The organism is Pseudescherichia sp. (assembly GCF_031998825.1).
GTDB lineage: Bacteria > Pseudomonadota > Gammaproteobacteria > Enterobacterales > Enterobacteriaceae > Pseudescherichia.
In genome coordinates, this window is sequence record NZ_DAMACX010000041.1 from 1 (window position 1) to 14,140 (window position 14,140).

At 57.0% G+C, this 14,140-nt stretch carries 12 protein-coding genes; all 12 read right to left on the reverse strand.

Features of this window, described 5'->3' with window-relative positions:
* Nucleotides 1-140 precede the first annotated feature (140 nt).
* On the reverse strand, nt 141-1,526 hold the full coding sequence (gene thrP, locus RTP97_RS16610; protein WP_312415638.1) for a bifunctional threonine/serine APC transporter ThrP: 1,386 nt from the start codon (nt 1,524-1,526) through the stop codon (nt 141-143).
* A gap of 239 nt (nt 1,527-1,765) precedes the next feature.
* Complete coding sequence (gene wecG / locus RTP97_RS16615) at nt 1,766-2,506, reverse strand: lipopolysaccharide N-acetylmannosaminouronosyltransferase (protein ID WP_312415641.1); 741 nt, start codon at nt 2,504-2,506, stop codon at nt 1,766-1,768.
* A 13-nt stretch (nt 2,507-2,519) separates the two neighbouring features.
* Entirely contained in the window at nt 2,520-3,872 is a 1,353-nt protein-coding gene (gene wzyE, locus RTP97_RS16620) for an ECA oligosaccharide polymerase (protein WP_312415644.1), read from the reverse strand.
* Nucleotides 3,869-4,948, reverse strand: a complete 1,080-nt coding sequence (locus RTP97_RS16625; RefSeq protein ID WP_312415646.1) for a TDP-N-acetylfucosamine:lipid II N-acetylfucosaminyltransferase — start codon at nt 4,946-4,948, stop codon at nt 3,869-3,871. The genes wzyE and RTP97_RS16625 overlap by 4 nt, the downstream gene beginning before the upstream one ends.
* Nucleotides 4,945-6,195: a lipid III flippase WzxE gene (gene wzxE, locus RTP97_RS16630; protein WP_312415647.1), complete on the reverse strand. Its 1,251-nt coding sequence runs from the start codon at nt 6,193-6,195 to the stop codon at nt 4,945-4,947. Before wzxE ends, RTP97_RS16625 begins: the two co-directional genes overlap by 4 nt.
* 1 nt (nt 6,196) lies before the next feature.
* Nucleotides 6,197-7,327: a dTDP-4-amino-4,6-dideoxygalactose transaminase gene (gene rffA, locus RTP97_RS16635; protein WP_312213864.1), complete on the reverse strand. Its 1,131-nt coding sequence runs from the start codon at nt 7,325-7,327 to the stop codon at nt 6,197-6,199.
* A gap of 4 nt (nt 7,328-7,331) precedes the next feature.
* Nucleotides 7,332-8,009, reverse strand: a complete 678-nt coding sequence (rffC, locus tag RTP97_RS16640; RefSeq protein WP_312415650.1) for a dTDP-4-amino-4,6-dideoxy-D-galactose acyltransferase — start codon at nt 8,007-8,009, stop codon at nt 7,332-7,334.
* 9 nt (nt 8,010-8,018) lie between these two features.
* The gene (gene wecC, locus RTP97_RS16645) at nt 8,019-9,281 is read right to left on the reverse strand and encodes a UDP-N-acetyl-D-mannosamine dehydrogenase (protein ID WP_312415652.1); all 1,263 of its coding nucleotides are present in this window, start codon (nt 9,279-9,281) and stop codon (nt 8,019-8,021) included.
* The gene (wecB, locus tag RTP97_RS16650; protein ID WP_312415654.1) at nt 9,278-10,408 is read right to left on the reverse strand and encodes a non-hydrolyzing UDP-N-acetylglucosamine 2-epimerase; all 1,131 of its coding nucleotides are present in this window, start codon (nt 10,406-10,408) and stop codon (nt 9,278-9,280) included. The genes wecC and wecB overlap by 4 nt, the downstream gene beginning before the upstream one ends.
* A 56-nt stretch (nt 10,409-10,464) precedes the next feature.
* Entirely contained in the window at nt 10,465-11,511 is a 1,047-nt protein-coding gene (wzzE, locus tag RTP97_RS16655; RefSeq protein ID WP_312415656.1) for an ECA polysaccharide chain length modulation protein, read from the reverse strand.
* A gap of 13 nt (nt 11,512-11,524) precedes the next feature.
* Nucleotides 11,525-12,628 carry a UDP-N-acetylglucosamine--undecaprenyl-phosphate N-acetylglucosaminephosphotransferase gene (gene wecA / locus RTP97_RS16660; RefSeq protein ID WP_312415657.1) on the reverse strand — a complete coding sequence of 368 codons (1,104 nt, stop codon included), beginning with the start codon at nt 12,626-12,628 and terminating at the stop codon, nt 11,525-11,527.
* A gap of 244 nt (nt 12,629-12,872) precedes the next feature.
* Nucleotides 12,873-14,132 carry a transcription termination factor Rho gene (gene rho / locus RTP97_RS16665; protein WP_042394994.1) on the reverse strand — a complete coding sequence of 420 codons (1,260 nt, stop codon included), beginning with the start codon at nt 14,130-14,132 and terminating at the stop codon, nt 12,873-12,875.
* Nucleotides 14,133-14,140: the final 8 nt, after the last annotated feature.

A 14,140-nucleotide genomic window follows, 5' to 3' on the forward strand; every position in this document is an offset into this window, starting at 1 on the left:
CCGGAGGGCAGCGCTCTATCCAGCTGAGCTACGGGCGCTTAGCGCCGTTGCGGGGGTGGATATTACGGACTTCACACCCCGCTGTCTAGTGCCTTTTTAAATAAAATGCGCGTTTGGTTATGCTTTGCGCACTTTGTCTTTTATTTCTCCGCTTTTAACGTCGCAGTGTGCCGATTGAGGCGTAAAACCTTGTAGGCGAGCGATACCGCAGCCAAAAAGATGATGCCGACAAACAGCGACATACGGGTGTCATCGTTAAAGCCCATACCAATTAATACGCAAAACAGGAACGCCATCGTTAAATAGTTCGCCCACGGGAAGAGGATCGAACGGAACGGATGGCTGGCAATCTCTGCCTTATGCGCCTCACGGAAACGCAGCTGGCTAATCAGAATGACAAACCATGGCACCATGCCCGGCAGTACGCTAGCGCTGTAGACATAGACGAACACGCGCTGCGGGTTCGGAATGATGTAGTTGAGGCAGGAGCCCACCAGCAGGATAGCTATTGAGATAGCGACGCCCGCTACCGGTACGCCGTGGCGCGATACCTTTGCCACCGCAGCAGGCAGCTGACGATTTTTAGCCAGCGCGTAGAGCATGCGCCCACAGCTGTACATTCCGCTGTTGCAGCCCGAGAGCGCGGCGGTGAGTACCACAAAGTTGATGATCCCTGCCGCAGCGGTAATACCGATTTTGGCGAAGGTCAGTACAAACGGGCTGCCGTTGCTGCCAATCTCATTCCACGGGAAGATAGTGACGATAACGAAAATCGCGCCCACGTAGAAGATCAGAATACGCCACAGCACCTTGCCCACCGCGCTGCGCAGCGTGACCTGCGGGTTTTTGGCCTCACCAGCGGTAATGCCGATCAGCTCAACGCCCTGATACGAGGCGACAACGATGCAGAGCGCAGTCAGGAAGCCCTTCCAGCCACCAGCAAAGAACCCACCATGCTCGGTCAGGTTGCCAAAGCCAATTGCCTGCCCGCCGTTGCCGAAACCAAAGAAGATCACGCCGAGGCCGACGATAATCATCACCACGATGGTGGTCACTTTGATCATCGCAAACCAGAACTCGATCTCGCCATACAGGCGCACCGCAGCCAGGTTAGCCAGCGCCACCAGCCCAACGGCTATTAATGCCGGTATCCACTGCGCCATCTCCGGGAACCAGAACTGGACATAGACGCCAATCGCGGTGATCTCTGATATTCCCACCGCCATCCACATAAACCAGTATGACCACGCCGTGAGATAGCCAAAAAACGGGCTCATATAGCGGTGCGCATAGACGGCGAACGAACCGGCTACCGGCTCGAGGAACAGCATTTCGCCCATCGAACGCATGATGAAGAAAACAAAAAGCCCGGCCACGATGTAGGCCAGTAATACTGATGGTCCCGCCCACTTCAGGGTGCTTGCTGCGCCCATAAAGAGGCCAACGCCTATTGTGCCGCCTAAGGCGATTAGTTCGATATGTCGTGCTTCCAGCCCACGCTGAAGCTCCGGTTTACTCTCGGCCATAAATCCTCTGTCGTGTTTACTACTGTCCCGACGCTGCGGGTTATCGTTATGAGTGCAATCTCAGCTCATTGCGGCCGCAGGTTGCTGCAAATAGCACCGCGACGCCGCGTTGAGCGTGCGAATGGTTTCTTAATTTCGCTGAAATGGCAAACGATGCATAAGAAAAATCAATAGAAAGCACAATAAAGCAGCAAACAGAGGCAGGCACAGCGCAGCAGAATCGCTGCGCCGTCACAGGATTAGAGCTGGCCGCGATAGTGCCAGGCGAGGTAGCGCAGCAGTCGCAGCTGGCGCGTGATGCGGCTGGGCTGTGACAGCAGGCGATAGAGCCACTCCAGCCCCATCCGCTGCCATACCTTCGGCGCACGCTTAACGTGCCCAGTGAAGACGTCATAGGTGCCGCCGACGCCCATGTAGAGCGCGTGAGGATAAACGTCCCGACAGTCGCGCATCAGCAGCTCCTGACGCGGGGAGCCCATCGCTACGGTGACAATCTTCGCTCCGCTGTCGCGGACGCGCTCAAACAGCGCCTGGCGCTGCTCGGGCTGGAAAAAGCCATCCTGGCCGCCGACAATATTCACCTGCCAGCGATCGCGCAGCTGCTGCTGCGTCTGGGCCAGCACGCCAGGCTTGCCGCCGATCAGAAAAACCGGCGTCCCCTCTTTCCCGGCGCGCTCCATCAGCGCTTCCCAGAGATCGGCCCCTGCCACTCGCTCAACCACCGCCTGCGGGTACTTTTTACGCATTGAGCGCACTACGCTGATCCCATCGGCATACTTGAACTCTGCCGCCTCAATGAGCGCTCGTACCTGCGCATCGTCCTCAAGGGTCAGCATCTTCTCGGCGTTGATGGCCACCAGCGTGCCCTGCTTAAGTTCGCCACCGGCGAAAAGAAAATCCAGCGCGTGGGCCATGTTACGCCAGCCAATCAGCTGCAGGCCGCGCAGGGTATAAGTCGGTGCAGTCGTCGTGTCCGTCATGATGATATCCTTGTCATGCTTGCGAGAGCGGGTGCGGTAATCGCCCGGCACGTTTGTGGATCAGTCCCGCGCTATCGAACAGCCAGTAGAGCAGCTTCGCCATCAGCAGGCAGGCACCAAAGACCACGAGGAAGAAGACAACACGAGAAACAAAGGCATCCAGCCCCTCGCGCGCCAGCACGATCATATTGAAGATGGCACCGAAACAGAAGCTGTGCAGAATCGCCGCCTTATAGCGGTTGATCTCCCGGTTGCCTAACTCATAAAGCCAGTCAAACCACTTAATGATCAGCCCAACTACGACCGCACCCAGCGGAATGAACCAGACCCCGCCCATTACCACCAGCGAGCCGATCAGCGTCGGGGAGATCGCCAGCCCGGAGTGGTTGTTCAGCACTTCCCAGGTGAAGTAGTTCGCGGTGTTCAGCACGATGCCCGGCCTGTCTGGCCACAGCCATGTGGGAATAAACACGTAGAAGTCGCGCACGATAGGCGCAAGCCCCTGGAAGTCGATCTTGTCATAGTTTTGCAGCAGCAGGGAGAGGTTCTCCCACGGCGAGAAGGTGTCACGGGTGAGGTAGAGGAAGGTGTAAAACGCCTCGTCACCGCTCACCTGTAACCCGTAACGCTTCAGCGCCAGCCAGAACATCCCGACGATCCCCAGCACGCCCGCTGCCGCCAGCATCCACAGCGAGATCCAGCCGCGAATAATGCCGATAAACAGGAAAATAGCGAAGGCGATGATGATATTGGCCCGCGTGCCACCCACAATCATGTAGGTCAGCAGGCCAAAGGCAACGGTACTCACCAGGAAGAAGATCCAGCCTCGGCCATCCTGGCGCAGGAAATAGACCACCAGCATGGCGGGAATAAAGAAGTAGAAGAAACGCTTAAGCGCCACGCCGGAGACTTCACTCGAAAAGATCTGGCTGTAGGAGTGCAGCCGGAACAGCAGGAAGCCGTTGTGCATAAAGAAGATGCTGACGCTCACCACGGCGATAAGCATCAGCATCACCCACGCCAGATGCGTTTCCACCCGGTTCATGGTGAACAGCGGGCGACGTGGCTTGACCGCAGCTGAAGGCCGCAGGCGCGTTTTATAGGTGACGTAGTAGATGGCGTAGAAGCAGACCGCCGCCAGCAAAGACTGCATCATCACCTCAGGCGGCGCAACCCCGACGTTGAAGCGGAAGACCAGAATGCTGGTGAGCGGGAAGCCAAAGAAAAAGGTCAGCAAAAACAGCAGTGAAAAGAAGACGTTAAAGTTAAAACGTACGCGGCGGAATTCAAACCAGGTGAGCGTGGCAATAAACAGCATCGCCAGCAGCCAGATGGCTAGCAGACCAGAGAACGCAAGCTGGCTCATTGCGCACCTCCTGCAGCAATACGTAACGCCTCGTGCCACGGCGCAAGGTAGTTGGGGCTAAAGAAGGTAATGGCGTTTTTATCCACCGCCGCCAGCTGCCGCTGGGCCTCGCGCACTACCGCCTCATCAAGCCTGTCGCCGGTAAAGAGCACGGGAATGTGCTGCTCGACCATATCCTGCCAGAAGGGGTTCTCCCGGTTCAGCACGCAGGGAACGCCAGCCTGGATCAGCAGACAGAGCGTGCCGATCCCCTGCTGACGGGCAAAGATAAAGTAGCCCAGATCGCACCGGCGCAGCAGCGCCAGATAGTCATCAAATTCTAGCTTATCGGCGAGGATGCGCAGGTTCTCGGCGCTGAACAGCGCCAGACCGGCCTGGCGTACCTCGTCAATATACGTTTCGTTATTGGCCGGGTAGCCCATCGGCACGATGACGTTAACCGTATCACCGAACTGCTGATGAACCGCCTTCAGGGCGGCGATATGCTCGTTGCTGCGATCCCCAGAGTTGCCGACCAGCACCGTCAGCTTGCCCTCGCGCTGCGTCTCCTGCGCCATCGTGTTGAGCGTGGGATCCATGCGCGTCGGGAAGTAGAGCAGTTCGCCGCGCACCTGCGGATGACGACGGGCAAAAAAATGCAGGTCGCCACGGGTGGCAAAGATACAGCCAACTCGACGCTGGGCAAGACGCCGCAGCGGATAGAAAAGACGAAACTTCAGGCTTTGAGAGACTTCGTAGAGATCGGCTCCCCAGGCGTGCCAGTTAAACTGCTGAGGCTTGATGGCACCGCGCAGCAGCGCCAGCCAAAGGTCGGTATTGAACTGACCATGAAAGAAGAAGCGCTGACGACGATCGGCTTTGGCAAGGGCAATCACCGCCTGGGCCAGCGCTTTCTTACTGCTAAGGAAGCGCAGCGTAAGCGCCGGGAACTGCGCGCGCCAGCTCTCGTCGTCGCCGCAGATCATAAATTCGCGGGCGTGCTCGCCCGTTGCCGCAAGGCTGTCGTTGAAAAAACGCAGCACGGTCAGGTTATGGTGTGGGATATCGGATCCCAGAACGTGAATCAGTGTAGTCATACCCTTTTACGCCAGAGTAGAAATACGCCACAACAGGTGGCGAAATAAACGATATAGGTGGCCATGTAGGCCTGTGCCGCACCTAACGCGCCGTGCGCCGGAATGAGCCAGTGGGAAAAGGCCGTCAGCAGCGTAAACTGGCTCACTTCCGCCAGGATATAGAAGCTTAACGAGGCACGGGCAATCACCAGATAGCCAAAAACATACGCGCCGACTTTCAATACGTCACCCACCAGCTGCCAGGCAAAGAGATCGCGCATGGCGATAAACTTCTCTGAAAACAGTAGCCAGATAGCAAAATCACGCAGCAGCCAGACGGTAAAGCTCGCTGCCGCTACCGCTGGCAGCACAAACCGCAGCGACTTAACGATCTCACGGCTTACCGCCTGCTTCTCCGTCAGTCGCGACAGCGTAGGCAGCAGATAGACGCTGAACGAAGCGGTAATAAATTGCAGATAGGCATCGGAGATGCTGCTCACCCCCTGCCAGATCCCGACCTCATCCCAACCGTAGTGCGCCGCCAGCAGGTTTCGCATCATCACGTAGGCAACGGGCAGGGTCACGGAGGTGATCAGCGCCATCAGGGTAAACTTGCCCAGCTGTCCGGCAAAGGCACCGCTCCAGCGTGGCTTAAGATAACCTAACGGCACGGTTTTACGGCGGATAAACAGCAGCAGCGCCGGGACGACCACCAGCGCCGGGACCAGCGCCAGGCCCAGCAGCGCCCCCTGGTAGCCGCCCAGCCGGTAGCAGGCGTAGTAGGCGATCACGCCAATAACGCTACCGCTAATCAGCGACAGCGCATTCCCGGCGGCGTCGCGAAAACCTTTCATCACCGCCAGCAGGAAGTTGGCCCACGCGATGCCCATCTGCATCAGCGCCACCAGGCGTACCAGCCCCTGGAAGTGGGTATGGCCGAACAGCCCCTGGCTGATGGGCGCAGCGGCCAGCAGAAAAACGATAGCCAATAGCGTCGAGAACCCCAGCACCATAGCGGAAGAGGTGCCCACCACGTTGCGCAGCTGCGCCGGATCGTCATGGTACTGAGCCACAAATTTGGTGACGCCGTTAAAAATCCCGGCCCCGGCCAACACGCCTAGCACCGTCACCAGCTGGCGGAAGTTACCCGCCTGCCCGACGCCCGAGGGGCCAAAGGAGACGGCCAGCAGCTTAACCACCAGCAGTCCCGCGCCGATTTTGACCAGCGTGCTTGCCGCGGTCCAGAGTGAAGCCTTTGCCAGCGACATCTTACTTGAAGTAGCTCAGTAGCGTGTTGATCACCGTGCGCTGGTTAACAGGCGAGAGGTTGTAGAACAGCGGCAGGCGTAGCAAGCGCTCGCTCTCTTTGGTGGTATAGATATCTTCGCTAAAGAATTCACCAAAGCGCTGGCCCGCCGGGCTGGAGTGCAGCGGAATATAGTGGAATACCGCCAGGATCTCCGCCTCCTTGAGGAAAGCGATCAGCTTGCTGCGATCTTCATCGTCACGCAGCTTGATATAGAACATATGTGCGTTTTGCTCGCACTCGGCCGGAACCGACGGCAGTTCAATACGTCCGGCGCGAGCCAGCGGCGTCAGGGCATCAAAATAGGTCTGCCACAGCGAGAGGCGCTGCTGATTAATACGATCCGCCGCCTCCAGCTGCGCCCACAGGTAGGCCGCCTGCAGATCCGACATCAGATAGCTGGAGCCAATATCGCGCCAGGTATATTTATCCACCTGGCCACGGAAGAACTGGCTGCGATTGGTGCCCTTCTCACGAATAATCTCAGCGCGTTCAACCAGCGCCCGGTCGTTGATCAGCGTCGCACCGCCTTCGCCCCCGGCGGTGTAGTTTTTAGTTTCGTGGAAGCTAAAGCAGCCGATATGGCCGATGGTTCCCAGCGCGCGCCCTTTATAGGTCGACATCACCCCCTGCGCGGCGTCCTCCACCACGTACAGGTTATGATGCTTAGCGATAGCCATAATGGTGTCCATCTCACAGGCCACGCCTGCATAGTGGACCGGCACAATGGCGCGGGTGTTCTCGGTGATCGCCGCCTCGATAAGCCGCTCATCAATGTTCATGGTGTCCGGGCGGACGTCGACAAAGACGATTTTCGCTCCACGCAACACAAAGGCGTTGGCGGTAGAGACGAAGGTATAGCTGGGCATGATCACTTCGTCGCCAGGCTGGATATCCAGCAGCAGGGCCGCCATCTCCAGCGAGGCGGTACAGGAGGGGGTCAGCAGCACCTTGGCGCTGCCGAAACGCTGCTCCATCCACTGCTGGCAGCGACGCGTATAGCCGCCGTCGCCGCACAGCTTGCCGCTGCCCATCGCCGACTGCATGTAATCGAGTTCTGTACCCACAACCGGGGGCGCGTTAAAAGGGATCATAGGGTCACCTGTATAGCCAGTAGGCGGTGCTTTCCACGTTGGCACCGCTCTGAATGTAACGTTTAAGCGCCGCGGTATTGCCCACCTGGGTCGCGACACGCAGAACCGAAAGCTGACGCCGCTGCGCCCAGAGGAGCGCCGCCTGCATCAGGGCCTCCCCGGCACCGCGTCCGGCCAGCAGGCCGATGCGCGCCTCGCTGTCGTTCAACTGGCGCAGCGAAACAAAGGCGCGGATCTCACCGCTGGCGGTACGCAAGACCAGACACTCGTGGTCAAACGCGCCTTTCACCGCATTTTCAATCCACTGGGCGTAGAAGCGTCCGCTGGCGTCCGGGGCATACCACGGCGAACGAAACCGACTCTGTGTAAAGGCGTTGGCAGCCAGCTGGCGCAGCGGGGCAATATCTGCCGCGTCGGCCACCTGTGCGCCAGGGTCAGGAAGCGCGGCTGGCACGGCAAGGGCCAGATCAACCTCGCCCTCTACCAGCTTGAAACCCAGCTGCTGAAGCGCATCCAGCCGCACGGTATCCGTCGCCGGGATCTTGACCTGCACCCGCTGCCACGCGGCAAGCTGTGCCTCGTTCAGCGGCGCGGCACTGTCGTTCAGGCGCACAATGGCGCTGGAGATCCCAAAGAACTGGTTCTCCCAGGTTAATGGCTCAACCGTGCCGCGTACCGTCATGTTGTCGCCTTAGCGCCAGACGCCTTTGGTATCAATAATATACTGCTGGGTAACACGCTCCCCGGCAATGTCTTTAAATTCGCGATGATCTACCAGCATTACCAGCACATCCGCGTCGGCCAGCGCCGTATCCAGGGTCACCAGCCGGCAGCTGTCGGCCAGCGTTTTCGGCAGCTGATGGATATTTGGCTCCACCACCAGCGTCTCGCCGCTGTGCCACTCGGCAATGCTGTGGGCAATCTCCATCGCCGGGCTTTCCCGCAAATCGTCGATGTTGGGCTTAAAGGCGAGGCCAAAGCAGGCGATCTTGATTTCGCTGGCCCGCTTGTCGTTTGCCGTCAGACAGTCTGCCACCGTTGCTTTGACCTGATTAAGCACCCAGTGCGGCTTGCTGTCGTTAACTTCGCGGGCGGTACGGATCAGCCGCGCCTGCTGCGGGTTCTGCGCCACGATAAACCACGGGTCGACCGCAATACAGTGGCCGCCTACCCCAGGCCCCGGCTGTAAGATATTGACGCGCGGGTGACGGTTGGCGAGGCGGATCAGCTCCCAAACGTTGATGCCCTGGTCAGCGCAGATCAGCGATAGCTCGTTAGCAAACGCGATATTCACGTCGCGGAAGCTGTTCTCGGTCAGCTTGCACATCTCAGCGGTGCGGGCGTTAGTGACCACGCACTCGCCTTCCAGGAAGATCTGATACAGTTCGCTGGCGCGGGCGGAGCACACCGGCGTCATGCCACCAATGACCCGATCGTTTTTAATCAGCTCAACCATCACCTGGCCTGGCAGCACGCGCTCAGGGCAATAGGCAACATTGATATCCGCCTGCTCGCCGGCCTGCTGGGGAAAAGAGAGATCTGGACGCAGATCCGCCAGCCACTGGGCCATCTGCTCGGTCGCGCCCACCGGCGAGGTCGATTCGAGGATCACCAGTGCGCCTTTTTTCAGGACGGGGGCGAGTGATTTTGCCGCCGCTTCGACGTAGGCCATATCCGGCTCGTGATCGCCCTTAAACGGCGTGGGCACGGCAATCAGGTAGGCATCCGCCTCCACCGGCGTGGTGCTGGCATGCAGGAAGCCCCCCTCCACCGCGGCTTTCACGACCCGATCCAGCTCTGGCTCAACGATATGAATTTGCCCGCGGTTAATGGTATCCACCGCGTGCTGATTGATATCGATACCTACAACGCGCTTCTGCCGGGAGGCGAAAGCCGCAGCGGTGGGCAGTCCAATATAGCCCAGGCCAATGACGGAGATGGTTGCAAAGCTCATAGTGTTACCCGATTATTTTTGAGTGCGTGCAGAATAAGTTCACAGGCCTGCCCGTTACCGTAAGGATTATGCGCCCGGCTCATTGCCTGCCAGGCGTCGTTATCCCGCAGCAGCCGCGTCACCTCTTCGACAATGCGCTGGCGGTCGGTGCCAATCAGCCTGACCGTTCCGGCCTCGATAGCCTCTGGACGCTCGGTGGTTTCACGCATCACCAGCACCGGCTTGCCTAACGACGGGGCCTCTTCCTGAATGCCGCCTGAATCCGTCAGGATCAGCCAGGCTTTCGTCATCAGCCAGAGGAACGGCAGGTAGTCCTGCGGTTCAATTAAGATAATGTTTTTAACGTGTCCAAGGATGCGGTTCACCGGCTCGCTGACGTTAGGGTTCAGGTGTACCGGATAGACAATCTGCACATCCTGATGCTTCGCCGCAATGTCAACCAGCGCGTGGCAGATCTGCTCAAAGCCCTGACCAAAGCTTTCGCGGCGGTGGCCGGTGACCAGCACCATTTTTTTAGATTCGTCGAGGAATGGATAACGTGCCGCCAGTTCGCTGTGCAGGTTTTCGTTATTCAGTACCGTGTCGCGCACCCAGAACAGCGCATCAATCACCGTGTTGCCGGTGACAAAAATCTGCTTATCGGGAATATTTTCGCGCAGCAGGTTCTGCCGGGCGTTCTGCGTGGGGGCGAAATGGTACATCGCCAGATGGCCAGTCAGGGTACGGTTAGCCTCTTCAGGCCAGGGTGATGAGAGATCGCCCGTGCGCAGCCCGGCCTCGACGTGCCCAACCGGAATACGCTGATAGAACGCCGCCAGGCTGGCAGCAATGGTCGTCGTGGTATCACCATGGACCAGCACAACGTCAGGCTTAAATGAGGCAAGGATCGGCTTTAGCCCTTCGAGAATACGGCAGGTAATTTCCGTCAGTCCCTGCCCCGGCTGCATAATATCCAGGTCATAATCCGGAACGATAGAAAAAAGGTTCAGTACCTGGTCAAGCATCTCCCTGTGCTGCGCGGTCACGCAGACTTTGGCTTCAAAATACGGGTCCTTTGCCAGCGCATGAACCAGAGGTGCCATCTTGATGGCTTCTGGTCGTGTGCCAAATACGGTAAGTACTTTCACAACGATTCTCTTCGATTAGATGATGAAGGCCGGGTGGCCTTCATATCAGGCAGCGCTTACAGTGAACGACGGCGAGTTAACGCAACACCAGCACCCACTAACGCCCCAACCATTCCCCACATGATCATCAGGAAGGCACGGCGCGGGCTATCGCGTTTTACCGGCTCTTCAGGCGTCCGCAAATAACGATAAGTCTGAAAACGGGGATCGAGCGTGGGGCCGACGTTGAGGGTATTCAGCATGGCTCGATTTTGATCATAGTCCAGATCGAACTCGGGCCCCACTGCCTGCAGATTTTCCAGCCGCGCCTGCAGCATTGGCCGGCCCAGCAGGAACAGCTCAGAGTCGGGAAGCTCATCAGGCGGCACCTCGGTCTCGCTGCGGGAGATATTATGCTGCTCGGCAACCTTTAACGCCTGCTCAACGCTGTGCGCCCGACGTTTAAAGATCGCATTCGCCACCTCTTCCTGACGTTTCACCTGGGCTTTCATCTGGATAGTACGCGCTGCCCATGCGCCTTTCAGCTCATCGTTAAGATGGCTGGCCGCGCGCTGGCTGGCAAAAGCGATATACTGGCGCAGCAGGTTATTGGAGTCTGGCGCGGTCTCCGCCGTCAGCTTAACGTTGTCACTGAGGTTTCGCAGCGCGTCGCCTGGGGTGTACTGAATGTTGTTAATCAGCTCATCAAGCAGCGCGGCGTCCGCCTTGCTGTTTCCCACCGTACGCTGCTTGTAGTAGTCGGTCTGCAACCAGAAGTCACGGCGTGTATCCCATGACGCCAGTTGCATAATGAACTCTTTATACGATTCGTCCATGACCGAGGGCTGATCGACCGGTGCCAGGTTAGCTTTGACATCAAGATTGCGTAGAAACTGTTGCTGGGAGTAGAAGCCGCCCAGCATGTTGACCGTAGGACGATCGGTGATGGCCGTTGCGCCCCACTCCTGTCTGGCGAAGAAGGTGTAGGCCAGTGCGATAAGTGCAAAGGCCAGCGCCACGCCGACAATCCAGAATTTCCCCGCCCATAAAGTACGAAACAAACCGCGAATATCCAGTTCATTTTCCATACTTCCTGTATGTTTTCCCGACAATGGTTGAGTCATCGCTATCCCAGAATTACTTGGTTAGAGTTGGTTTATGTCCGCTATTACGACGCATTTTACGTTTGACGCGTTTGATAAAGCGCGCCACTTTCCATGCACGTTTAATGCACCATCCGTACAGGAAGAAAGCTAGCACAAACAGTGCCAACATGACCCATTCAGGAATAAAATGTAGATATTCCGTTACCACGCCGACGGCGGCCAGCAGGGCAGCAGCCAGCGTGATCAGCACAAAGGCCTGGCGGGAGGTAAACCCGGCGCGCATGATCAGATGGTGAATATGCTGACGGTCAGGAGAGAAAGGGCTCATGCCTTTGCGCAGGCGGCGGTACATAATAGCGACCATGTCCATCAGCGGAATAGCGATAATCCACAGCGCGGTCACCGGGCTAATTGGGTGCGTCTGGCCCTGGGTGGTTTCCAACAGGATCCAGATAACGGTAAAGCCAATCAGCGTACTGCCCGCATCGCCCATAAAGACTTTATAGCGGCGGCCCAGAATACCCAGGTTAAGCAGGATATAGGGAAGAATGGCGGCGATCATCGCAAAGCACCACATCGCAAGGCTAAGCTGACCGTCGAACCACAGAATAATGCCGATAGCGGCAAAGGAGACGCAGGAGAGCCCCCCGAGCAGGCCATCAATCCCATCAACCATATTAAAGGCGTTGATGGCGGCCCAGACGGCAAACAGCGTCAGGAAGAAGCCGAACGGCCCCAGCACCATCTCCCAGGTGCCAAAAATGTAGCCAAGGCTGCTGAGATAGAGTTTACCCACCACCATCATCACAACAGCAATGATTGCCTGAACGGTAGCGCGAATTTTAACGCTGATATCAAAGCGGTCGTCCAGCGCCCCGATGAAAACCAGAACCCCGGCACACATCAGGTAGAGCGCAGCATGTGGAATATAGTAGTCAGCAATGGCAAACGTATAGCAGATCCCGGCATAGACTGAGATGCCGCCCACTAAGGGGATTAACCCCTGATGACGTTTACGAAAGTTTGGTTTATCGACCAGCCCTACTTTTTTTGCCACCTTGCGGGCAAAAAAGAGAAAGATAAACGTGAGTAAAAAAATACTGAATAACTCAGTAACTGCAGTGAGTAAATTCACAATGCATGCTCTCAGCAAATGTTGATCCCGGAAGTATAACGACGACGCCACTCTCTCAAAAGAGATAAAGCAGGCCACTTACGGTCTCTATTGTATATTTTTCATTCAATTAGAACATAATCAGCTTGAATGCTTTGCATTACCGCAGCCTGCCATGGCCGACAGCGGATCCCCTGGCTATAGCCTATATTCCATAAATAAAAAACGCCACGTAAAAACGTGGCGTTTACAGGCTTTATTTAAGTTACGAGCGCTTCATCATATCGAAGAAGTCATCGTTGGTTTTGGTCATCGCCAGCTTATTGATGAGGAACTCCATCGCGTCGATCTCACCCATCGGGTGAATGATTTTGCGCAGGATCCACATTTTCTGCAGTTCTTCTTGCGTGGTGAGCAGCTCTTCTTTACGCGTACCGGAGCGGTTGTAGTCGATAGCCGGGAAGACGCGTTTCTCAGCGATTTTACGCGCGAGATGCAGCTCCATGTTGCCGGTACCTTTAAACTCTTCGTAGATAACCTCATCCATTTTAGAGCCGGTATCAACCAGCGCGGTAGCGATGATGGTCAGGCTACCGCCCTCTTCCACGTTACGCGCGGCACCGAAGAAGCGCTTCGGACGGTGCAGGGCGTTGGCATCCACACCACCGGTCAGTACTTTGCCCGAGGCCGGAACCACGGTGTTATAAGCACGCGCCAGACGGGTAATGGAGTCGAGCAGAATGATAACGTCTTTTTTATGCTCAACCAGACGCTTCGCCTTCTCGATCACCATCTCGGCAACCTGAACGTGGCGAGACGCTGGCTCATCAAAGGTAGAGGCAACCACTTCGCCTTTGACCAGACGCTGCATCTCGGTTACTTCTTCCGGACGTTCGTCGATCAGCAGCACCATCAGCACACAGTCTGGGTGGTTGTAAGCAATGCTCTGGGCAATGTTCTGCAGCAGCATTGTCTTACCCGCTTTCGGCGGTGCAACGATCAGGCCACGCTGGCCACGGCCAATCGGCGATGCCAGGTCCAGAACACGTGCGGTTAAATCTTCTGTTGAACCGTTACCGCGCTCCATACGCAGACGCGAGTTAGCGTGCAGCGGGGTTAAGTTTTCAAACAGGATCTTGTTGCGCGAGTTTTCCGGCTTGTCGTAGTTAACCTCGTTAACCTTCAACAGCGCAAAGTAACGTTCACCCTCTTTAGGAGGACGAATCTTACCTGAAATGGTGTCACCAGTGCGGAGGTTGAAACGGCGGATTTGGCTAGGGGATACGTAGATGTCGTCAGGACCGGCGAGGTAGGAGCTGTCTGCGGAGCGGAGGAAACCAAATCCGTCCTGCAATATCTCTAACACACCGTCGCCAAAGATATCTTCGCCACTCTTCGCGTGCTGCTTCAGGATGGCAAAAATGATGTCCTGCTTGCGCATGCGAGCCTGGTTTTCCAGACCCATATTTTCGCCGAGAGTAATCAGCTCAGAAACCGGCGTATTCTTTAATTCGGTAAGATTCATAGTGGTGT

Bases quoted from the DNA above. Each gene is read 5' to 3' on its own strand.
- thrP (WP_312415638.1), bottom strand. From the start codon at position 1,526: ATGGCCGAGAGTAAACCGGAGCTTCAGCGTGGGCTGGAAGCACGACAT.
- wecG (WP_312415641.1), bottom strand. From the start codon at position 2,506: ATGACGGACACGACGACTGCACCGACTTATACCCTGCGCGGCCTGCAG.
- wzyE (WP_312415644.1), bottom strand. From the start codon at position 3,872: ATGAGCCAGCTTGCGTTCTCTGGTCTGCTAGCCATCTGGCTGCTGGCG.
- RTP97_RS16625 (WP_312415646.1), bottom strand. From the start codon at position 4,948: ATGACTACACTGATTCACGTTCTGGGATCCGATATCCCACACCATAAC.
- wzxE (WP_312415647.1), bottom strand. From the start codon at position 6,195: ATGTCGCTGGCAAAGGCTTCACTCTGGACCGCGGCAAGCACGCTGGTC.
- rffA (WP_312213864.1), bottom strand. From the start codon at position 7,327: ATGATCCCTTTTAACGCGCCCCCGGTTGTGGGTACAGAACTCGATTAC.
- rffC (WP_312415650.1), bottom strand. From the start codon at position 8,009: ATGACGGTACGCGGCACGGTTGAGCCATTAACCTGGGAGAACCAGTTC.
- wecC (WP_312415652.1), bottom strand. From the start codon at position 9,281: ATGAGCTTTGCAACCATCTCCGTCATTGGCCTGGGCTATATTGGACTG.
- wzzE (WP_312415656.1), bottom strand. From the start codon at position 11,511: ATGACTCAACCATTGTCGGGAAAACATACAGGAAGTATGGAAAATGAA.
- rho (WP_042394994.1), bottom strand. From the start codon at position 14,132: ATGAATCTTACCGAATTAAAGAATACGCCGGTTTCTGAGCTGATTACT.